This is a genomic window from Microvirga sp. 2MCAF38, assembly GCF_052115485.1.
Lineage (GTDB): Bacteria > Pseudomonadota > Alphaproteobacteria > Rhizobiales > Beijerinckiaceae > Microvirga.
Genome location: NZ_JBFRGU010000002.1, coordinates 262,250 through 283,305, shown reverse-complemented (window position 1 = coordinate 283,305; position 21,056 = coordinate 262,250). Strand labels below are relative to the sequence as shown.

The following is a 21,056-nucleotide window of genomic DNA, read 5'->3' as shown; positions in this document are numbered from 1 at the left end:
GGCTGCTTGAAACACGATCAAGCTCTAGATTTGGTGCCGCATGATCCGGGCGAACAACCGGTTTCCACTTGTTCTGATCATGCTCTAGAAGCAAGAGGACCGCTATGGCCGACAAGAAAAAATACTACATCACAACGGCCATTTCCTACCCCAATGGTGCCCCGCATATCGGGCACGCCTATGAGATCGTCGCGTCGGATGCCATCGCGCGCTTCAAGCGTATCGACGGCTACGACGTCTTCTTCATGACCGGCACGGACGAGCACGGCCTCAAGATCCAGCAGACGGCGGATCGCAACAACACCACGCCGAAGGCTTTCGTGGACGATATGGCAGAGAAATTCCGCGCCATGGCGGACCGCTTGAACTGCTCGTATGACCGGTTCATCCGCACGACCGACGCGGACCATCTCCCGTCCACGCAGGAACTCTGGCGGCGATTGCAGGAGAGGGGAGATATCTATCTCTCCAAGTATTCCGGCTGGTACTCCGTGCGTGACGAGGCCTATTACGACGAGAGCGAGCTGACGAAGCAGCCGGACGGCTCCTGGCGCGCTCCGACGGGCACGCCTGTCGAGTGGATCGAGGAAGAGAGTTATTTCTTCAAGCTATCGGCCTATCAGGACCGGTTGCTGAAGTTCTACGAGGATAATCCGACCTTCATCAGCCCCGAGACGCGCCGCAACGAAATCGTCAGCTTCGTGAAATCCGGCCTGCAGGATCTTTCGATCAGCCGCACGACGTTCAACTGGGGCTTGCCCGTTCCAGGCGATCCGAAGCATGTCATGTATGTCTGGATCGACGCCCTCAACAATTACCTGACAGGCTGCGGTTTTCCGAACGAGACCGACAAACGCTGGCACTATTGGCCGGCGGACGTGCACATCATCGGCAAGGACATCGTCCGCTTCCACACGGTCTATTGGCCCGCCTTCCTCATGTCGGCCGAGTTGCCTTTGCCGAAGCGCGTCTTCGGCCACGGCTTCCTGTTCAATCGGGGGGAGAAGATGTCGAAATCGGTCGGCAACGTCATCGACCCGTTCGATCTGGCCGAGACTTACGGCGTCGATCAGTTGCGCTACTTCTTCCTGCGCGAAGTGCCCTTCGGACAGGACGGCAACTATTCGCATGAGGCTATCGTCAATCGCATCAACGCTGATCTCGCGAACGATCTCGGCAATCTGGCTCAACGATCATTGTCGATGATCGCCAAAAATTGTGACTCCTCAATGCCTCAGCCGGGAGAGTTCACGCAAGCCGACAACGACATTCTCTGGCTGGCCGACGCTTTACCCGGGAAGGCGAGGGCGGCTATGGACGATTTCGCCCTGCATACGCTGCTTGCCGAGATCTGGGCCGTTGTCGCCGAGGCGAACCGCTACTTCGCTTCGCAGGAACCCTGGATCTTGCGGAAGAATGATCCGGCGCGGATGGCAACGGTGCTCTACGTGACGGCGGAAGTCTTGCGCGCGGTCGGGATCCTGACCCAACCGTTCGTCCCGACAGCCGCCGCCAAGCTTCTCGATCTCTTGTCCATTGCCCCTGATGGGCGCGCTCTTTCTTCCGTTGGAATGCAGTCACGCTTGGCACCCGGAACGACGCTCCCGCAACCGGAGCCGATCTTCCCGCGTTATCTGGAAGCGGAAGCATCGTAAATGGATCAACTTCCGCTCCATGAGCCACACAGGCTCGAGCGGAAGTCGATATGTTCACATCCTTCATGTTCGCGACTGGAATCGAGAACAGCGATCCGACCATCAATAATGGCCGCACCCGCATCGATGAGATGGAGAAGTGCGGCCATTACAAATACTGGAAGACCGATTTCGACCTTCTGAGAGATCTCAATATCCGTTTTCTCCGCTATGGGCCGCCGCTTCACACCACTTTTGTCGGCCCGGGCCGTTACAACTGGGTGTTCCCCGATCTGACATTCTCCGAACTGGAGCGGCGGGACATCGTGCCCATCGTCGATCTCTGCCATTTCGGCGTTCCCGATTGGATCGGCAACTTTCAGAACCCCGACTTCCCCCAGCTCTTCGGTTCCTATGCGGAGGCCTTTGCGCGGCGGTTTCCGTGGGTTCAGCTCTACACGCCCATCAACGAGATCTTCGTCTGCGCCTTGTTCTCGGCATACTACGGCTGGTGGAACGAGCAGATGAAGACCGACAAGGCCTTCGTCACTGCGTTGAGGCACCTCGCGAAAGCGAATGTGCTCGCCATGGAAAGCATCCTTAAGGTTCGCCCCGACGCAATCTTCGTTCAAAGCGAGTCATCGGAGTATTTCCACGCCGAGAATCCGTCCGCGATCAAGCCCGCGGAAATCATGAATTCGCGTCGCTTTCTCTCCCTCGATCTCAATTATGGACGACGAGTCGATTCAGAGATGTACGAATATCTGATGGATAACGGGATGACCCGGGAGCAGTACCATTTCTTCCTTGAGCGCTCGTCTTTGCGCCATCACTGCATCATGGGAAACGACTACTACATGACGAACGAGCATCGCGTGCGCCACGACGGCTCGACCACGTCGGCGGGAGATGTCTTTGGTTACGACGAGATCACGCGGCAATATTACGGCCGGTATCGACTACCCGTGATGCACACCGAAACGAACCTGATGGAGGGACCGGAAGGCAACGAGGCGGTCAACTGGCTCTGGAAGCAATGGGCGAACGTCCTGAGGGTCCGCAATAACGGCGTCCCCGTCGTCGGCTTCACCTGGTATTCTTTGACCGATCAGATGGATTGGGATGTCGCGTTGCGTGAGGAAAACAACAACGTCACCCCGGTGGGGCTGTACGATCTCGATCGCAACATCAGGCCCGTCGGGCGTTCCTATAAGCAGTTGATCAGCGACTGGGCGGATATTCTGCCTGCGCAAAGCGTCTGCCTGACCGTTCCGGTCGCCTTGCCGAGCGATTGTTACGAGCGCCCGGTTCTGCGCCATCGGGAGCAGGTTCGCCAGCTGATCGAGAATGAAGCGAGGCCAAGAGACGATAGTCAACAATCCTCACACTGATATACGTAGCCGCTCGGACGCACCCGATTCCGTTGTCGGGCGTCCGGAGGAGGGCGCCTTCAGCCATGCTCGTCGACAGTCATTGCCACCTCGATTTCCCGGACTTTCAAGCCCGGCTGCCGGAAATTCTGAGTGCCGCCGCCCGGCAAGGCGTGGGCCGCATGGTGACGATTTCGACCTTCGTTTCGCGGTTCTATACCTATCGGCAAATCGCCGAGGATCATGACACGGTCTATTTCACCGTCGGCACGCACCCTCACAACGCCGCAGCGGAACCCGATACCCCCGCTGAGCGCCTTGTGGAACTGGCGCAGCATCCCCGGTGTATCGGCCTCGGTGAGGCGGGCCTCGACTATCATTACGATACCAGCCCACGCGACGTGCAGCAGCGCGTCTTCCGCGCCCATATCGCAGCCGCGCGCGTAGCGGGATTGCCGCTCGTGATCCACGCGAGAAATGCCGATGACGACATGATCGCCATTCTGCGGGATGAAATGGGGAAGGGGGCCTTCAAGGCCGTTCTGCACTGCTTTTCATCCGGTCAGAAGCTTGCCGATGCCGGTGTTGAATTGGGCCTTTACGTTTCATTCTCTGGCATTCTGACATTCAAGAAGTCCGAGGACATCCGCCAGATCGCTGCTTCCGTTCCGCATGATCGGCTGCTGGTCGAAACAGATGCGCCGTACCTCGCGCCGGAGCCTTATCGCGGCAAGACCAATGAACCCGCCTACGTATTCCATACTGCGAAGACTTTGGCGCAAGTCATTGAAAAAACAGAGGCCGAGATCGCGCGAATGACGACCGAGAACTTCTATCGCCTGTTCTCGAAAGCAGTCTCCGCGGATGCGATCGCAGGACGGGTTTTGGGACAATGAACTTGCGCATCACGATCCTCGGCTGCGGCTCATCTGGTGGCGTGCCGCGCGTCGGCTCCGGCTGGGGGGCTTGTGATCCCGAAAATCCGCGCAATCGCCGGAGGCGCTGCTCGATTCTGGTTGAAGAGGCCGATGGAACCGGGACGACGCGCATTCTCGTCGACACCTCGCCGGACCTGCGGGAACAGCTCCTCGATGCGAACGTCAAACATTTGGACGCCGTCCTGTTTACGCATCAGCACGCCGATCACACCCACGGCATCGACGACCTCAGGCCGCTCGTGATCGCCATGCGGTCCCGCATTCCGGTTTACGCGGATCGCGTGACCAGCGAGTTGTTGCTCGCACGTTTCGGATATTGCTTCGATGCGCCGCCCGGCAGTTCCTATCCGCCGATCCTGGAGGCTCATCTCCTGAAGCCCGGACTGCCAGTGCACATCCAAGGTGCCGGCGAGACGATCGAGGCCCAACCGTTCCACATGGTCCACGGGGATATCGATACCCTTGGATTTCGTTTCAACGACATCGCATACGCGCCTGATGTCAGCTTCATGCCCGAAGAGAGCATCCAGTATCTCGAAAACTTAGACGTCCTGATCATCGATGCTCTGCGCTACACGCCGCATCCAACCCATTTCTCGGTCAGCGATGCCATGGCGCTGATCGAGCGTGTCAAACCAAAGCGCGCGATCCTGACGAACCTACATTCCGATCTGGATTACGACACTCTGGGCCGCGAGCTTCCACCGCATGTTCAGCCGGCTTTTGACGGGATGGTGATTGAGGCGAACTGAGTTTCGGTTAGCTCGAGAATGTTTGCGATCTGCATTTAAGTTCCATAATATATCTTATGCGAATTATGCTAATGGGCGTCCCTATCTGTGTTGTGCTGTCTCACCTATTCGGAGTCTGGTCCCACCTATTCCAAGTCTGAGATTTTTCGCGTTCCGTCGGCGTCTTAGGATGTCGACCTCGGTTGACAATGTTCTCGCTATGAGACCTCTCCCGGGAGCCGGCTGATAGTTCTCCTCGCTCGGGGACACATCGCCGTTGTGGCAGAGCCAAGCGCGCCAGCCCGGGGGAACGCGCGAGGCGTCGGCGTCGCCGTTATCGATAACCCACCGTCGCTCGACGCCCACATTCGAGTCGATCGCCTTGGCCTGAGCGGTAGTAGTGGTTGCCGATTCGTCCTGGCCCACGAACTGCCTTGCGCCACCTGAAGAATCGGGTGCCCAGGGTCTGTCCGTTCCACCAGGTACCGAAGTCGCGCGGAATATGGCGTCTGAAGAAGTCGTGCATAGAGGTGGCTGCATAAGCGCCTACCGAAGCTCATTTACATCGTGGAAGAGGCTCTTCCAGTCGTTGAACTTCATAAGTGAGCAAGGGGCATTGAGGGCCCCTTGCCTTGGATCAGTACTGAAAACCCGGCAAGCGGGATCAGAACCAGTCGTCGCCTGATGGCGGGACATAGCCCTTCACAGTGATGGTTGCCGCCGTCAGGTACGCTCCCGCATTCAGAACCGCGAACTTGACCTGCGCCTGACGCCCCGTCCCATCCGCATCGTAGAACAGCTCGCCCGTTCAACACGTCGTTGCCCGCACCGCCATTGAGCGTGTCGTTGCCGGCGTTGCCGATCAGGATGTTGGCGTTCTCGTCGCCGCTCAGACGGTCCACATAGGCCGATCCGCTCAGGCCCTCGATCGCGCTGTAGCTGTCGCCGGCCGCATCCCCCGTGTTGAGGTACGCCTCCGACAGGCTCGCCACGACGCCAGAGGACGCATCGCTATAATCGGCCAGGCCACAAACTGGAAAGGGCCGGTCTTTCGACCGGCCCTTTGCTTTTTCGTGTCGCGATGTCGCCCAGGATCAGATCAGGAAGAAGTTGGCCGCCGTCAGGGTGAGATGAGGCGCCAGCTGGGCGAACTTGATCTGCGCCGCAGCCCCCTTCCCGTCCGCATCGTACGACAACGCACCCGTCGTGCTGTCGTACACGATCTGTGCCGTCGCGGCATTGGCCGTGGCACCCGGACCCGCTACCAGCGACACCGAGGAGCCAAACCCGCCAAAAATGCTGCGGCTCAGCGCGATCCAATCCTCCGATGCGTTGAAGCCCACGATCTGATCGACATTGCTCGCCGCATTCAGCGCCGTGTCGAACACGAACGTGTCACGGCCAGCCTCGCCATGCAGCACATCGTTGCCGGACCCGCCGACCAGACGGTCGTCGCCGCTGCCACCCGCGATCAAATCGTTGCCGTTGCCACCTTCGAGCCAGTCGTTGCCGTTGCCGCCCCACAGCGTGTCGTTGCCGTCCGCGCCAGCCAGGATGTCGTTGCCGTCCTGACCGTTGAGCTCGTTGGCATCAGCGCTGCCGTAGACGGTGTCGTTGCCCGCGCCGCCGATCAGGTTTTCGAAGCCGCTGATCACGTCACCCGCTGCCTGGCCGGCGACATAACCGGTGCGCAGATCGACCAAAGCCCCCTCCACGCCGCCATAGACGAGCGTGTCGGTGCCATCGCCACCGCTCAGGGTGTCGGCACCCGCACCGCCTGCGATGACATCGTTACCCTCCTGGCCAGCTACGTAATCGTTGCCATCGTCGCCATAGAGGACATCGCTGCCATCGCCGCCCCAGATGGTGTCATTGCCGCCGGCGCCAGCCAGGATGTCGTTGCCGTCCTGACCCTTGAGCACATTCGCCTCATGGCTACCGTAGATCGTGTCGCTCCCTGAACCGCCAATCACGTTCTCGATGTTGCGGATGACGTCCCCTGCCGCCTGGCCACGCTGGCCGATCCCGACGCGGACATCCACGAGAACACCCTCCGTGTCGCTGGCGTAGTCGGCCGTGTCGACACCAGTTCCGCCATCCAACACGTCCGCACCCGCACCGCCAGACAGGGTGTCGGCGCCCGCACCGCCAGAGAGAGAGTCGTTACCTGCATTACCGGAAAGAACATTGTTGGCCACGTTGCCGGTGATCGTATCATTCCCTGAGCCGCCAACAGCATTCTCAATCAGAGAGCGTATATCTCCGTGATATTGCAGGGCATTATAGACATTGCCATTTGCACTGCCTGATCGCTGGGCAACGGATAGGACAGAGAAGCCGCCCGGTGACAGATCGATGTTGAGATTCGTGTTGTAGTTCTCGAAGCTATAAGTATCGATGCCTCCACCATCCCAGATGGTCAGGAAGATGTGGTTGTTATAGCCGGGACTGCCCTGGCCAACCCCGTTTATAAAGGTTTCGCCGGTCTGCTGGCTCCACTTATAGATCGTGTTGCCGCTGTTGGTCCCAAAGTCGGCACCATACATCTCCTGCAGAGCAGCGATGTCATACATCATGAACGTCTGCGGGTTTCCAGTGACGTTATACGACATGACCGTGTACTCGGTCGAATCGTGCTGAGCACTCATCTTCGGCAGGTTTCCACCGCTATCGTGCGAATGCTTCATTCCAAGCGTATGCCCGAGTTCATGCAGGAATAAATAATATTGATACGTGCCGAGGACACTAAAATTTGGCGTTTCGCTGGCATGGGTGATCCAAGTATCGCCACCATAGATAGGAACGCCAGGGTAATATCCGTGGCTGCGGTTGATGATGCTACCGGGTTGGAAGCCACTGAGCTTGATGTTGGCATCGTCCCTGCCCGCATAGACGAATGTCGCATTTGTGAACGATTCGAGCGAGGTCAAAGACATCAGTCCGGCCGCGCCTTTGAAGATGCCGTGAAAAGCTGTTTGCGTGGCTTGAGAGGCAGGCATGAAGCCGGAAGCGCTCGGATTGATCCACTCGTAATCCCACCGGGAATCCGGGAAGCTGTATGTGATGGTGTTATTCGCCCACTGAGACCCGGAGAAGAGCGCGAGCACATCCCAATCGATGTTGGTGGGCGCATAATACTTGGTATCTCCGATTGCAACATTCGGAAGACCGGCAGCCGCTGCAGAAAAGACTCCTAGAGGCAGGCCTGAAATATTACTGCTCACCCAATCGTAGGCATTAGAGAACCACGATCCCACGCTGCCGAAAAATGGTTCACCCGCCGCCAAGGATGCCCACTTTGCGGGCCCTTCGGAAGCGGCTGTCCCTGCATCGAATACGGAAGCACCGCCTCCGCTTATTGTAAGATACGTGTCATGCTCATCAGAAGGAACGAAGGAAAGTCCCCTCTCCAAATCATGTGAGAACGAGGCCCAGGAAACGCTCTTACGACCGGCAACACAAGCATAGCACATAGAAATCGCTCCCTAACACGTTGTGTAGTGTTATATTAATACAAATCCAAAGCTTGACAATAGGGCCCTCAGTATGCGCCCGTGATTGAGTGGAATAGTATTCACAACCTTTGCTAGAAGAATTGTCTTGATTCTCGATAGACGATGACAACGAGCGCGCCCCGTTCCGAATTCTGAATGCCCTCACCGAACGAGACTTCATTCACCAGACGCTCGATGCGAGGAGCGGATACAGCCGCTCCGCCAAATGTCTCGGCACGGCCGCAGGAGTAGTCTGAGCAGCCTCGCACTCTTCTGAACGCAGAAGGGCCGGTCTCTCGACCGGCCCTTTGCTTTTCGTGTCGCGATATCGCTCAGGATCAAATCAGGAAGAAGTTGGCCGCCGTCAGGGTGAGATGGGGCGCCAGCTGGGCGAACTTGATCTGCGCCGCAGCCCCCTTCCCGTCCGCATCGTACGACAACGCACCCGTCGCATCGTCGTACACGATCTGTGCCGTCGCGGCCGTGGCAGTCGGCCCTATGGCCAGCGACAACGGGGTGTTCCCCGTGAAGAAAATGCTGCGGCTCAGGGCGATCCAATCCTCGGAGGTGTTGAAGCCCACGATCTCATCCACATTGCTCGCCGCATTCAGCGCCGTGTCGAACACGAATGTGTCCCGGCCAGCCTCGCCATGCAGCACGTCGTTGCCGGACCCGCCGACCAGACGGTCGTCGCCGCTGCCACCCGCGATCAAATCGTTGCCGTTGCCGCCCTCGAGCCAGTCGTTGCCGGTGCCGCCCCAGAGCGTGTCGTTACCGTCCGCGCCAGCCAGGATGTCGTTGCCGTCCTGACCGTTCAGCTCGTTGGCATCGGCGCTGCCGTAGACGGTGTCGTTGCCCGCGCCGCCGATCATGTTTTCGAAGTTGCTGATCACATCCCCTGCGGCCTGGCCGGCGACAAAGCCGGTGCGCAGATCGACGAGAGCACCCTCCGAGCCATCATAAACGACCGTGTCGATGCCATCACCACCGTTGAGCGTGTCGGCGCCAGCGCCGCCGACAACAAGATCGTTACCAGTACCGCCCTCGAGCCAGTCGTTGCCGTTGCCGCCCCACAGCGTGTCGTTGCCGCCGGCACCGGCCAGAACGTCGTTGCCGCCCTGCCCGCTCAGCTCATTGGCAGCAGCGCTGCCGTAGAGCGTGTCATTACCCGAACCGCCAACCACATTGTCAAAGCCGCTGATCACATCGCCAGTGGCGAAGCCATACCGGGCGGTGTTGGTGTGTACGTCGACATAGACGCCGACCGTACCGTCGCCGTAGTCGAGCGTATTGATGCCGTCGTCGCCGCTCATCGTGTCGGCGCCCACGCCACCCTGGATGAGGTCGTTACCGCTGCCGCCGGAGATGACATCGTCACCGGTGCCGCCATAGAGTGTGTCGTGGCCGTTGCCGCCCCACAGCGTGTCATCCCCGCCGGCACCGGCCAAGATGTCGTTGCCGTCCTGCCCGCTCAGTTCGTTGGCGTAGAGGCTGCCGTAGATCGTATCGTGGCCCGATCCGCCGATCACGTTTTCGAAATTGCTGATGACATCGCCTGCGGCTTGGCCATGAAGCGCGGTGTTGGTGCGCACGTCGACGAGGACGCCGGCCGCATCGCCACTGTAGTCGAGCGTATCGATTCCAGCGCCGCCGTCCATGGTATCGGCGCCTGCACCGCCATTGACGTGATCGTTGCCGTTGTAGCCATAGAGGACGTCATTACCGTTGCCGCCGAACAGCCAGTCGGTACCGGAGCCACCATAAATTGTGTCATCGCTCGATGAACCGAGACTCATACGAACCGTGAAACTCGACACTTCACCTGTCGGGGCCGTGGAGTTTCCGCCGACTTGGTTGCCCGCCGTATCGGAAGCATCGCCGGCGCCGAGGAGAATCCAGCCGCCCCCCGATTTGTAATCAGGCCTACCGCTTTCACGGTCTTCGCCATAATACCATTTCAGGATAAGGTATTGTTCGAACAAAGGGTCGCCAGTAACCAAGCGGACCTGACCTGGACGCACTCCGACGTCAGCGGGGATATTGCTCCAGCTTCCCGATGGAGCATTCGTGATGTCATCCCAATAGAAACGGGAGAAGTCTCTCGCGAAAATCTCGGCCGCCTTTATGGGACTGAGGTCATCAAAACTAATCAGGGGGGGATACGTTTTCTTAACGTCGCTGTTAGACGATGCGCCTGTAAACGCCCCAGAGCCGGTCCCCGAACCGCCGGCTGGGCTGCCAGTTGAGCCGCTGGTGACATTTCCCGTGATCGGGCCACTGGTTAGCTCGGTTCCACCGTATCCGATGCTGCTACCGCTCCAAAACAGCTCAAATGCCCATTGGAGAGGGTTATAAGTAAAATTAGCCATAGAACTCTCCTACTTCCAGATCATGGCTTCAGCCGTTTCTAGCTTTGCCGCGATGAAACGTTATAAGATTATGAATTGCCCGCTACGGTATCGAAGTTGCGATTCAAAGAATTCGGGGCGCCTTACGATTGCATAGACTGCCCCAACGTAAGCCGGTTACAGCAGGCCGAGACGATCGTTCCTTCGAGTATCTGGGAATGACCGAATGAATAGTCTGAACAGCCCCACATTGATCCGAACGGAGAAGGGCTAGCCTTTCGACCGGCCCTTCCTTTTTGGTGTCGAAATGGTCTGACCCACTTCCGACTCGAGACTCGAAATTCGAGTGTCGGTCACGTTCGCAAACTCGGATTTCGTGAGATCGGACTCGGATTTTGTGAGATGGCAGAGCGAAAGGTCATACCCTGCAGCTCGAATAGCACGGCAAAAATTTGCGCCTTGCCTCTTTACGGTGTTGATCCCCACGCCGACAACATCCATGGCCGGATCCTGGACGCGCCGCTATTCGGGAACCACCATATCCTATCAATCACTGAAGCAATCAGGATAACGGCCTTGACCTTGTCACCGTTGGAAAGATCATCCTCTTGTCACGATGCGGTTTGGCGGGATGCGATTTTGCCGAACCGTGACCCGATATGACTGCGGTTACGTCTGGCGATAAGGATATGCCGGTCCCCACCAAATCGTCTGAGCCAAACGCGGATCACCGAGCCGGCACGTCCTCACGACGTCGCCCGGTCCTAAACTCAAACGGCAACCGCTTCTCCATATCCAGAGCGTGACGAAGCTCGGCGGCCACGGCAATCACTGACCACACAAACATAAGGAGCATCCAACGCATGAAACACAACCGTTCCATCCTGGGAGGGCTGGCCGCTCTTCTTTTCACCACCGGTCTCGCCGTTGCCGGACCGGGTTCGGCAGGTCACGCTCACGATGCGGACGCCGCTTACGGCAAACCCGGTGATCCGAAGAAAGCCGCGCGGATCGTCCCGATCAGCATGCGGGAAACCGATGAGGGTAAAATGGCCTACTTCCCCGACAAGGTGGAAGTTCGCAAAGGCGAGCAGGTGAAGTTTGTCCTGAAGAACGGCGGCAAGGTCGATCACGAGTTTGTTCTCGACACGGTCGAAAACAACGCCAAGCACAAAATCGCCATGCAGAAGAACCCTGACATGGAGCACGACGACCCGAATGCGAAGCGTCTGGCTGTCAGCCAGAGCGGTGAGATTTTGTGGCAATTCACCAAGGCCGGCGAGTTCGAATTCGCGTGCCTCATCCCCGGTCACTACGAGTCAGGCATGAAGGGCACCATCGTCGTCAAGTGACGCGAAGGGCATCGGTCATTATTGAAAGGAACATCCAATGAAGCGCATCAACTTTGCCACAGCCGGTTTCTTCGCGGGCCTCGTCCTATCCGGTCAGGCCTTCGCCCAGGCTCTTCCGGTGGTCGCCGCGACCGTCACCAAGATCGATGAATCCGCCGGCAAGATCACCCTCAATCACGGCCCGATCAAGAACCTGGATATGGCTGGCATGACGATGGTCTTCCGCGCCCGAGACCCCGCCATGCTCAAGGAGGTGAAGGTTGGCGATAAGGTCCAGTTCACCGCTGATCGCGTGAACGGCCAGCTCACCGTCACGTCCATCATGGAATCGAAGTAAATCTTCTCTTCAGCCGCTGCTGCGAGACAAGCAACCGAGATCTGCCCAGCGACAACCCGCGGAGCGAAAAAAGATGCTTGACCTTGCCATGTAGAAACGCGGCACGGTCGCATCACTGACCTTGAAAAGGAGCATCCCATGTGCGGCATTCACCAGCATTCCCACGATCAGGCATCAACCACCGTCAGCGGTGCGGGCCTTTCCGTTCGCGTCGACGACATGACTTGCGGTCATTGCGCCAGCACGATCAGGAGCGCCATCGAAAGCACGATCCCGGGCGCCAAAGTGACGGCAAATCCCGAAGCCAGACTCGTGTCGGTTGAGGGGGCTTCCGATCTCGCTCAGATCAGCCGCATCATCACGCTCGCCGGCTATACGCCGACCCCTGCCCTCACCTGATGGCGGCTTTCTCCTCGCTCCGGAAATTTTCGAAGTCCGCAGCGACGCATCGCCTTTGAGCCTCGGCTGCAGATCTCCCGTCTGCAGCTTTTTTATTTCTACCGTCAGGAGCGGGCTTTGCCGCGCCCGCTTCCGTGGCTGCAGGCGCTGTGGTCCGCCAGCATTTCGATGACCCGGCAATCGGCAATTTTCTCTCCATTGCAGCTCGCTACGATGCGCTCCAGTTCGCCTGCGAGTTCAGTGAGGCGGGCGATCTTCTCTCGGACAGACTGAAGCTGCCGACGGGCGATTTCATCCGCCTGTTCGCAGGAGGCCTGAGGATTTTCGCTCAAGGTAATGAGCTGACGGATCGCCTCGACGGCAAGGCCCAGCTCGCGCGCATGCAGGATGAAGCGTAGCCGTTCCACATGCCGGGCGAGGTAGCGGCGCTGATTACCTTCCGTGCGCTCAGGTTCGGGCAGAAGGCCTATTCCCTCGTAGAAGCGGATCGTCTCGACCTTGCATCCGGTCTCCTCCGAGACATGGCCGATCGAAAAAGTTCGCTCCAGCATGAAATTTCCCCTTGAACCTAGAGTCCCTAGAGGAATTAGATTGAGCATCCGATGTCAACTTACAACCTGCCGAACCCTTGAGAAATCGGATGAACGCCCCTCACGACCACGCCTCCGCGCACAAGCACGACCATTCTCACGGCGCTTGCTGTGGCCATGATCACCACAATCATGACCACGGTCACAAGCATGACCATAAGGGGCACGATCACCACGACTCCCACGCACACGTTCAAGATGAAACTCCATCCGCGGATGCGCAGGTTTGGAAAGTCGAAGGAATGGATTGCGGCAGTTGCGCGGCGACGATCCTCACCGCTCTCGAGCGTTTGCCCGGCGTTTCGGGGCTCAAGGTGTCTATCACGAATGAGACTCTGTCGCTTGTCCTCGATGAGGCCAAAACGCCAAGCACGACGATAGAAAGCCAGCTGAAGAATCTCGGCTATCAGACGAGCCTCATGCACGGCGCGTCGACTACTGCGAATGCCGTTCCGGTGAAGGCGATTGAAAAGCCGGCTCCCCGCTGGTGGGCAACCCATAAGGGCAAGATCGCCGTGACGTCGGGCCTGCTCGTCGTCGCGGCTTATGCTGCGAGCATTGTCGTGCCACAAGGCTCCTACGGGGTGTTCATCCTGGCGACAATTATCGCGTCGGCTCCTGTCGCACGACGCGCCTTTGTGGCCGCCTTTGCGGGAGCGCCCTTCACTATCCAGATGCTACTCACCATCGCGGCGGTCGGCGCTCTGTTCATTGGCGCGGCGGAGGAAGCCGCCATCGTCGTGTTCCTCTTCTCTGTCGGCGAAGTGCTCGAAGGCGTCGCCGCCAACAAGGCGAGAGCTGGCATCAAGGCGCTGGGAGCCCTCGTGCCCAAGACGGCCATCGTGGATGACGCGGGCCAATTGCGCGAGGTTTCGGCCGAGACTCTGCGGATCGGCCAGATCGCCCTTGTGCGCCCCGGAGACCGCGTGCCCGCCGACGGCAAGGTGATCGACGGCATGTCGAGCGTGGATGAATCGCCCATCACAGGCGAATCCGTGCCCAAGCTGAAAGAGCCTGGCGCTGAAATCTTCTCCGGCTCGATCAATCATGACGCCGCAATCCGTGTGCGGGTCGAACGCACGGCGCAGAACAATATGATCGCGCGCATCATCGCGCTGGTCGAGGAAGCTCAGGAAGCGAAAGCGCCAACCGAGCGCTTCATTGACAAGTTTTCGCGGATCTACATGCCCTTCATCGTCGGGCTCTCCGCTCTCGTGGCTGCGGCTCCTCCTCTACTGCTTGATGGAGACTGGTCGACCTGGATCTATCGCGGATTGACCTTGCTGCTGATCGGCTGCCCTTGCGCCCTTGTCATCTCGGTGCCGGCGGCCATCGCATCGAGTCTTTCGACAGCGGCCCGCCACGGGCTGCTCGTCAAGGGCGGAGCGGTCGTCGAAAATCTCGCCAAGACCCAGGTGGTTGCCTTCGATAAGACAGGCACTCTGACAGTGGGACGGCCTTTCGTCACGGACGTCATCCCGGTCGCGGCGACCGAGATGGAGGTTCTCGCCCTCGCCGGAGCCATCGAACGGGAATCCAGCCATCCACTCGCCCAAGCGGTGGCCGCACGCGTGGAAAAGGATGGGGTTTCGCTCGCGAACGCGACCAATGTCCGCGCCCTGCCCGGTCGCGGCATGGAAGGCACCATCGGATCGCAGACCGTCTTCATCGGCGCTCCGCGGTTCGCCGCCGAACAGACCGCTCTCGATACCGACCTCATTCGTCGGTTCGAAGCACTCGAAGGAGACGGGAAAACGGTTGCACTCGTTGTGGCCGGCAGCTCGGTTGCCGGGATCCTAGCCTTCCGCGACGAGCCTCGCGCCGATGCCCAGAAAGGCCTCGCCGAACTTAAGGCCCTCGGCGTCGAAACCGTCATGCTGACAGGCGACAATGCCCGCACCGGTCAGGCCATCGGCCGCGCGCTGGGCATCGACGTTCGCGCCGAGATGATGCCCAGCGACAAATCGGATGTCGTCCGCCAGATGGCGGGAATCCGCCACACTTTGATGGTCGGCGACGGCATCAACGACGCTCCGGCTTTGGCCGCCGCGCATGTGGGCGTAGCGATGGGGTCCGGCACGGATGTGGCGCTGGAGGCGGCAGATGCGGCATTGCTGGGCAATCGCGTCGCCGATGTTGCCTCACTGATCCGCCTATCGCGAGCAACCATGGGCAATATCCGTCAGAACATCGGTATCGCCTTGGGCCTGAAGGCACTCTTCCTCGTGACGACCATCACAGGTGCTACAGGACTCTGGATGGCGATCATCGCGGATACCGGGGGCACGGTTCTCGTGACGTTGAACGCTTTGCGTCTTCTCGGCTTCTTCGGCACGTGGCGCCAAAAGATCTCGGCGACACCTTCGCAAGTTGACATGACAGTCAAGGCGGCTTGATCAACGCGGCCAGGATACCAAGGCCTCACTGGGGGAAAAATACTTTCGAACGTGGCCACTCACCTATGCAACTGCGACGGCTAGGCCGCTCGACATGGACCTCATGACGCGGTTCGCGATTAACCCTACCAAACGACTTCGGTCGGGTTCCAGGCACGCTTCGATGCTCGGTGGAACATAAACAGTGGTCGTAGCATGTGGTCGTGGCTGACTATCATCTGCCTGATCGCGGTGGGGCTTAGCTCTCTTCATACAGGAGCGGCAGCGATCCTCGTCGGGCGCTTTGCACGGCGGAAGACGCCGGTGCGGATTGAAAGCCCTTCGGTCACAATCCTGAAGCCGCTCTGTGGGGATGAGTCTGAGCTTGAGAAGAACCTGACCTCCTTTTGCGCGCAGGACTATTCGGGATCGGTCCAAATCATCTTCGGCGTTCAGGCCTCAGACGACCCAGCAATCGCCATCGTGAACGCGCTCTCGAAGAAATTTCCGGGCCAGAATCTCGATCTTGTCGTCGACTCCCGTCTGCACGGGCTGAACCGCAAAGTCTCAAACCTCGTCAACATGGCCGCTCGGATACGGCATCAGGTCGTAATCCTGGCTGACAGCGATATACGGGTCGGACCTGACTACATCGTGAACATCATTGCGGAATTGGAACGCCCCGGCGTGAATGGTGTGACTTGCCTTTACCACGCTCTCGCTTCGCGGAGCCTCTGGTCCCGTCTCTCGGCGCTTGGCATCGATACGCATTTTCTCCCTAATGTCGTTGTCGGCCTTTCTCTTGGCCTCGCACAGCCCTGTTTCGGTTCAACAATTGCACTCAGGCGCACGATGCTGGCCAGGATCGGAGGGATGGAAGCATTCGCCAACGACATGGCGGACGATTATGCGCTGGGAGCAGCGCTTCGCTCACAGGGTGGCGAAGTTGCAGTACCCTCCTTCACAATAGGCCACATGTGTGGCGAGCGTTCCTGGAGCGAACTTTGGCGGCATGAGCTGCGGTGGGCGCGGACCATCAGGAGCATCGACCCCGCCGGATATGCTGCCTCAGTCGTCACACACGGATTGCCGTGGGCGCTGCTGGCAGCCCTCTTCGGCGGGGGCGCAGTCGCCATGGTGGCTATGCTTCTGGTGGTCGTCTCCCGGATCTTGCTTTGTAGGCGGATCGAGCGGGCTTTCGGCCTTCGGCCGCACCCGTACTGGCTCCTGCCGATACGCGACCTACTTTCCTTCACAGTGTTTATCGCGAGCTTTATCGGGCGGAGCGTGACTTGGAAGGGGTCCAGCTATCGCATGGAAGCCTCCCTCGCCCTTAAACGGAGGTCAGCCTCGTCATGATGCGGACGCTTTTTCTGCAAGCACCATCCTTCGACGGCTTCGACGGCGGCGCCGGGGCGCGCTACCAGATGACGCGCGAGGTCCGCTCGTTTTGGTATCCGACATGGCTCGCCCAACCGGCCGCGATGGTCGAGGAGAGCAAGCTGATCGATGCGCCGCCGCACCGCCTGACATTCGCGGACATCGCCCCTTATGCGCGCGCATACGAGCTTCTTGTCCTGCATACCTCAACACCGTCCTTCAACTCCGATGTGCGGACCGCACAGGCAATGAAGGAACTCAATCCGGCCCTGAAAATCGGACTGATCGGTGCCAAGGTAGCGGTTGAACCGGAGGAGAGCCTGAAGGCGTGCCAGGCCATCGACTTCGTCGCGCGCAACGAATTCGACTTCACGATCAAGGAAGTGGCTGAGGGCCGCGCTTGGAGCCGCATCGATGGGCTCTCCTATCGCAATGACGAAGGGGTGATCGTTCACAACTCCGACCGCGCGATCCTCGAGAACATGGACGCCCTGCCCTTCGTGACGCCCGTCTACAAACGCGATCTCATTATCGAGAACTATTTCGGCGGATATCTCAAGCACCCCTACATTTCGTTCTATACGGGGCGCGGCTGTAAATCCCGCTGCACCTTCTGCCTCTGGCCCCAGACCGTCGGAGGGCACCGTTACCGCACACGCAGCATCGGGCATGTGATGGAGGAGCTCACTTGGGCGAAGGCGGCCTTCCCCCAGGTCAAAGAATTCTTCTTCGACGACGACACATTGACCGACAACATTCCGCGCGTCGAAGCGCTAGCCCGCGAGATCGGTAAACTTGGACTCACATGGTCATGCAACGCCAAGGCTAATGTGCCGCGTAGTACATTGAAGATCATGAAAGACAACGGCCTGCGCCTTCTGCTGGTCGGCTATGAATCCGGTAACCAGCAGATCCTGCACAACATCAAGAAAGGAATGAGGGTCGATGTGGCCCGTCGTTTCACCAAGGACTGTCATGAACTCGGCATCGTCATCCACGGCACCTTCATCCTCGGCTTACCCGGCGAGTCAAAGGAAACAATCGAAGAGACGATCCGCTTCGCCAATGAGATCAACCCGCATACGATACAGGTCTCATTGGCAGCGCCCTACCCCGGTACCTTCCTTTATCGGCAGGCCCAGGAGAACGACTGGCTTCACGATACCGATGCCGAACTTCTGACCGATCACGGAACGCAGATTGCGGTCTTGAATTACCCGCATCTCAGTCACACCGAGATTTTCGAGTCGGTGGAGCAATTCTACAGACGGTTCTATTTCCGGGCACCCAAGATTGCTTCGATCGTCGGAGAAATGGTCCGAAGCCCTGAGATGATGAAACGCCGGTTGCGTGAAGGAGTCGAGTTCTTCCGGTTTCTTAAGGATCGGAACGAAGTATCGCACTGACCTACACTTTTCCTTCATCGGATTTATGCGGTGGGCCGAGGAAGGCCGGCACCACGATGAAGGCTGAAAGGAGCGTGAAGAACAGAGACAGGGCCAAAAGCAGCCCCATGCTTGCCGTTCCCGGGTGGCTCGAGAAGCAGAGGCTGCCAAAGGCGATGCCGGTGGTGAGCGCACTGAAGAAGATTGCCCGCGTCAAACTGGAGGCCAGCATGTCGGACACGCCCGCCCGCCAGGCTATGATGTAGTAGATATGAAAGGCGACACCGACGGCGAGCATGAGCGGCAAGGCGATGATGTTCGCGAAATTAAGGGAAAGCCCTAGCAGAGAGGCCGTCTCCAGCGTCAGGATCGTGGCCAGCACGAGTGGACCAAGAGCATGGGAGACATCGCGCAAGCTGCGAAGCGTGACCCATAGGATCAGGAAAATCGCGACGAGGGAAAACAGCGCCGCCTCGATAAATGCACGGACCACCGTGCGTCCGGATTCCACGATCACGATCGGGGTTCCCGTGGCGTGAGGCGCGACCGCGTGGACTGCGTTCGCAAATGTTGCGAGGACTTCATCGTTGTGGGCCCCTCCTCTGGGAAAGACCTCAACCCTCGCTCGCCCATCCGGCGCAATCCAGTCCGCCACAAGATCGCGCGGGAGATTTTCGCGCGTGATCGGTTCCGTGCTCAAAAGCAAGCGAAGCCGATTCAAGAAGCGCGGCAAATCCAATATCACGGCGGCCTCAGCGGCTTTTCGCTTTGAGGGCGAGGTCTCGACAACCTGATTGAGAACAGCGGCAAGCCGTCGGGCTTGATCTTCTGCCGAACCGGGCTTTGTCCCTGCAGCTTCGCGCAACAGCGTCGCGGTCTCGCTCAGGGCCGCGATATTTTGGGCATCCGTCGGAGGCGGCATCACCTTTGCTGGATGGAGTGCCGGGGCGAGCGTCAGAGCCGCCTCGCCGACATAGCGGAGCTTCTCATCCTGATCATCCGGAATGAAGCTCGCTAAAGTCATGGTGCGCGAGACCTCCGGTAGAGCCCCAAGCTTGGCGGCAAGCGTCTCAGCCTCCTCCAGCGATGGCGCCAACACATCGATCGTATTCGGTGTGGTCTCAGGGTTCTTTGCCAAGTCCAGGAATGTCGCGACCGATTCCACACGCTTGTCGCGCAGGTTCATGGGGTTCGAGTCGAACGGAACGCTGATGAGAAGCGGCAATCCGACCGTGACTGCCAGCAACGTCGTCATGATCACGAGACGGCGGTGATCATGGATCCAGTGGTCGAGCCTGGCCAGAGACGCCGTCTCAATGGACTTTTGTTCGGCAAGCGGTCGAAGGACGGTGATGAGCGCCGGGAGCAACGTCAAGTTTGCCACATAGGCTATCACCATGCCGAGGCCGGCGATCAGCCCGAGTTCGGAAACCCCTCGGAACTCCGTCGGCAAGAAGGAAAAGAAGCCGGCAAGGAGCGAGATGGCCGCTAAGGTGAGCGACCTACCTACCCCTCGCGCTGCGGTGACAAGAGCGGTTGGGAGATCATCCTGCGCATAGCGTTCGGCGCGATAACGCATGGCGAACTGAATGCCGAAATCGATGCCGAGCCCCACGAACAGCGCCGCGAAGGCGACTGAGATGAGGTTGAATTCACCGACCACCAGAAGGCCGACACCTGTTGTCACGACAATGCCCACAAGAAGCGTCACCAGAACGGGAGCGATGATCCGTCCATAACGGAGGGCGAAATAGAGGATGAGGCCGATGGCCGCGAGGGTCAGCGTCGTGTTGAGCACGACGTTCTCCGCCAATGTCCCGAACTCGTCGTCCGAGATCGGAACAGGGCCTGTCAGGCGCACGCGCACGCCACGATTAGGCGTCAACCTGAGCTCGCCGATCGTTCGTCGCACGAGCTCGGTTGCCTCTACGCCGGGCTGCAGCGTGTTGTGATTGAGAATGGGGTCGATCAGGATAAAGCGCTTCAACTCACCGGCCCCGGTCTTTCCGCCCGACACCAGATTCCGCCATGAGAGCCGGGCCGGCTCGCCTGCGAGAGCGTGCTCAAGCACGTTCGACAACGCTGTCATCGGCCCGGCGAGCTCGTCCAGCTTCATCTGGCCTGCGCGAACGCCCTGCAATCCGAACGAGAGGGTCTGCAAAAAGCCGCGCAAGCTCGGATCGGCGGCGAGGTGCTCAAGAAGCCCCTGTTGCGCAATCAGCTCCTCGGTCGTGCGAGCGAGTTCCTCTTTTGACAGGAACAAGAGGCCGTTCTTCGCAAAGAAAGAAGCGCTATCCGGCTGCCGAACCCTTCGGAAAATTTCGCTATGCCGCATGAGCGCGTCTGTGAGCTTTTCGGCCGCCTCATCGGCAAGTTCAGGCGTTTCCCCGTCGACGACGGCGACAATGGAAGCTGTGCGATGCGGGAATGCCGTGTCGATCGCAATCTCGTCCTGGCGCCAGGTCACGTTCGGGGAAATCAATCGTGCCGTGTCGGTGTTGATTGTGAAGCGCTTGAGCGCAACGAAAAGGCTGAGCAAGGCGAGCACGCTGGCGACAGCGATGACCAGCCATGGGCCACGGATGCACAGTGTTACGACGCGCTCGATCAAGGATTTTGGCATCAGGATCTGGATATGCCCTCCCGATGAGATGTGAAGCGCCTTCCCTCAGTACTATAGCGCCCTATAGTGGCTAGAGTAGTAACGCGAACGCTGAGATAAC

Annotated in this window: 17 protein-coding genes; 10 read left to right on the top strand and 7 right to left on the bottom strand. The window is 59.1% G+C overall.

The features are described 5' to 3' along the window. The first annotated feature begins 104 nt into the window (after positions 1-104). From metG to AB4072_RS05755, 4 genes are all read left to right on the top strand, one after another. Complete coding sequence (metG, locus tag AB4072_RS05770; RefSeq protein ID WP_441966154.1) at positions 105-1,655, top strand: methionine--tRNA ligase; 1,551 nt, start codon at positions 105-107, stop codon at positions 1,653-1,655. A gap of 50 nt (positions 1,656-1,705) precedes the next feature. Then, entirely contained in the window at positions 1,706-3,025 is a 1,320-nt protein-coding gene (locus AB4072_RS05765) for a family 1 glycosylhydrolase (RefSeq protein ID WP_441966152.1), read from the top strand. A 65-nt stretch (positions 3,026-3,090) separates the two neighbouring features. After that, a complete protein-coding gene (locus AB4072_RS05760; protein ID WP_441966150.1) occupies positions 3,091-3,900 on the top strand; it encodes a TatD family hydrolase in 810 nt (269 codons plus the stop codon). Continuing rightward, positions 3,897-4,694 (top strand): MBL fold metallo-hydrolase, encoded by a 798-nt coding sequence (locus AB4072_RS05755; protein WP_441966149.1) that lies wholly within the window; start codon positions 3,897-3,899, stop codon positions 4,692-4,694. Before AB4072_RS05760 ends, AB4072_RS05755 begins: the two co-directional genes overlap by 4 nt. An 81-nt stretch (positions 4,695-4,775) precedes the next feature. Here the strand turns inward: AB4072_RS05755 and AB4072_RS05750 are convergent, their stop codons facing one another. From AB4072_RS05750 to AB4072_RS05735, 4 genes are all read right to left on the bottom strand, one after another. Then, the gene (locus AB4072_RS05750) at positions 4,776-5,213 is read right to left on the bottom strand and encodes an NADH-ubiquinone oxidoreductase subunit NDUFA12 family protein (RefSeq protein WP_441966147.1); all 438 of its coding nucleotides are present in this window, start codon (positions 5,211-5,213) and stop codon (positions 4,776-4,778) included. Positions 5,214-5,269: 56 nt separating this feature from the next. Continuing rightward, a complete protein-coding gene (locus tag AB4072_RS05745) occupies positions 5,270-5,665 on the bottom strand; it encodes a hypothetical protein (RefSeq protein ID WP_441966145.1) in 396 nt (131 codons plus the stop codon). A gap of 102 nt (positions 5,666-5,767) precedes the next feature. Then, entirely contained in the window at positions 5,768-7,897 is a 2,130-nt protein-coding gene (locus tag AB4072_RS05740; protein ID WP_441966143.1) for a M10 family metallopeptidase, read from the bottom strand. Positions 7,898-8,505: 608 nt separating this feature from the next. Next, on the bottom strand, positions 8,506-10,167 hold the full coding sequence (locus AB4072_RS05735) for a calcium-binding protein (RefSeq protein WP_441966141.1): 1,662 nt from the start codon (positions 10,165-10,167) through the stop codon (positions 8,506-8,508). A 1,211-nt stretch (positions 10,168-11,378) separates the two neighbouring features. On the opposite strand from AB4072_RS05735, the gene AB4072_RS05730 reads away from it, so the two are divergent. From AB4072_RS05730 to AB4072_RS05720, 3 genes are all read left to right on the top strand, one after another. Further along, positions 11,379-11,867 (top strand): cupredoxin domain-containing protein, encoded by a 489-nt coding sequence (locus AB4072_RS05730; protein WP_441966139.1) that lies wholly within the window; start codon positions 11,379-11,381, stop codon positions 11,865-11,867. A gap of 37 nt (positions 11,868-11,904) precedes the next feature. Further along, a complete protein-coding gene (locus tag AB4072_RS05725; RefSeq protein ID WP_441966138.1) occupies positions 11,905-12,204 on the top strand; it encodes a copper-binding protein in 300 nt (99 codons plus the stop codon). A 138-nt stretch (positions 12,205-12,342) separates the two neighbouring features. Further along, the gene (locus AB4072_RS05720) at positions 12,343-12,603 is read left to right on the top strand and encodes a heavy-metal-associated domain-containing protein (protein WP_441966137.1); all 261 of its coding nucleotides are present in this window, start codon (positions 12,343-12,345) and stop codon (positions 12,601-12,603) included. 104 nt (positions 12,604-12,707) lie between these two features. On the opposite strand, the gene AB4072_RS05715 is transcribed toward AB4072_RS05720, so the two are convergent. Both AB4072_RS05715 and AB4072_RS05710 read right to left on the bottom strand, forming a co-directional pair. Beyond that, complete coding sequence (locus tag AB4072_RS05715) at positions 12,708-13,154, bottom strand: MerR family transcriptional regulator (RefSeq protein ID WP_441966136.1); 447 nt, start codon at positions 13,152-13,154, stop codon at positions 12,708-12,710. A gap of 59 nt (positions 13,155-13,213) precedes the next feature. Continuing rightward, positions 13,214-13,390, bottom strand: coding sequence for a hypothetical protein (locus tag AB4072_RS05710; protein WP_441966135.1), 177 nt, complete (start codon positions 13,388-13,390; stop codon positions 13,214-13,216). 45 nt (positions 13,391-13,435) lie between these two features. On the opposite strand from AB4072_RS05710, the gene AB4072_RS05705 reads away from it, so the two are divergent. The 3 genes from AB4072_RS05705 to hpnJ all read left to right on the top strand — a co-directional run bounded on the left by AB4072_RS05705 (position 13,436) and on the right by hpnJ (position 18,354). Next, positions 13,436-15,589 carry a heavy metal translocating P-type ATPase gene (locus AB4072_RS05705; protein WP_441966133.1) on the top strand — a complete coding sequence of 718 codons (2,154 nt, stop codon included), beginning with the start codon at positions 13,436-13,438 and terminating at the stop codon, positions 15,587-15,589. A gap of 195 nt (positions 15,590-15,784) precedes the next feature. Continuing rightward, on the top strand, positions 15,785-16,927 hold the full coding sequence (gene hpnI / locus AB4072_RS05700; RefSeq protein ID WP_441966131.1) for a bacteriohopanetetrol glucosamine biosynthesis glycosyltransferase HpnI: 1,143 nt from the start codon (positions 15,785-15,787) through the stop codon (positions 16,925-16,927). Then, positions 16,927-18,354, top strand: coding sequence for a hopanoid biosynthesis associated radical SAM protein HpnJ (hpnJ, locus tag AB4072_RS05695; protein ID WP_441966553.1), 1,428 nt, complete (start codon positions 16,927-16,929; stop codon positions 18,352-18,354). The genes hpnI and hpnJ overlap by 1 nt, the downstream gene beginning before the upstream one ends. Position 18,355: 1 nt before the next feature. Here hpnJ and AB4072_RS05690 read toward each other — a convergent pair whose 3' ends face one another. Beyond that, positions 18,356-20,956 carry an MMPL family transporter gene (locus AB4072_RS05690; protein WP_441966129.1) on the bottom strand — a complete coding sequence of 867 codons (2,601 nt, stop codon included), beginning with the start codon at positions 20,954-20,956 and terminating at the stop codon, positions 18,356-18,358. Between the last annotated feature and the right edge of the window lie 100 nt (positions 20,957-21,056).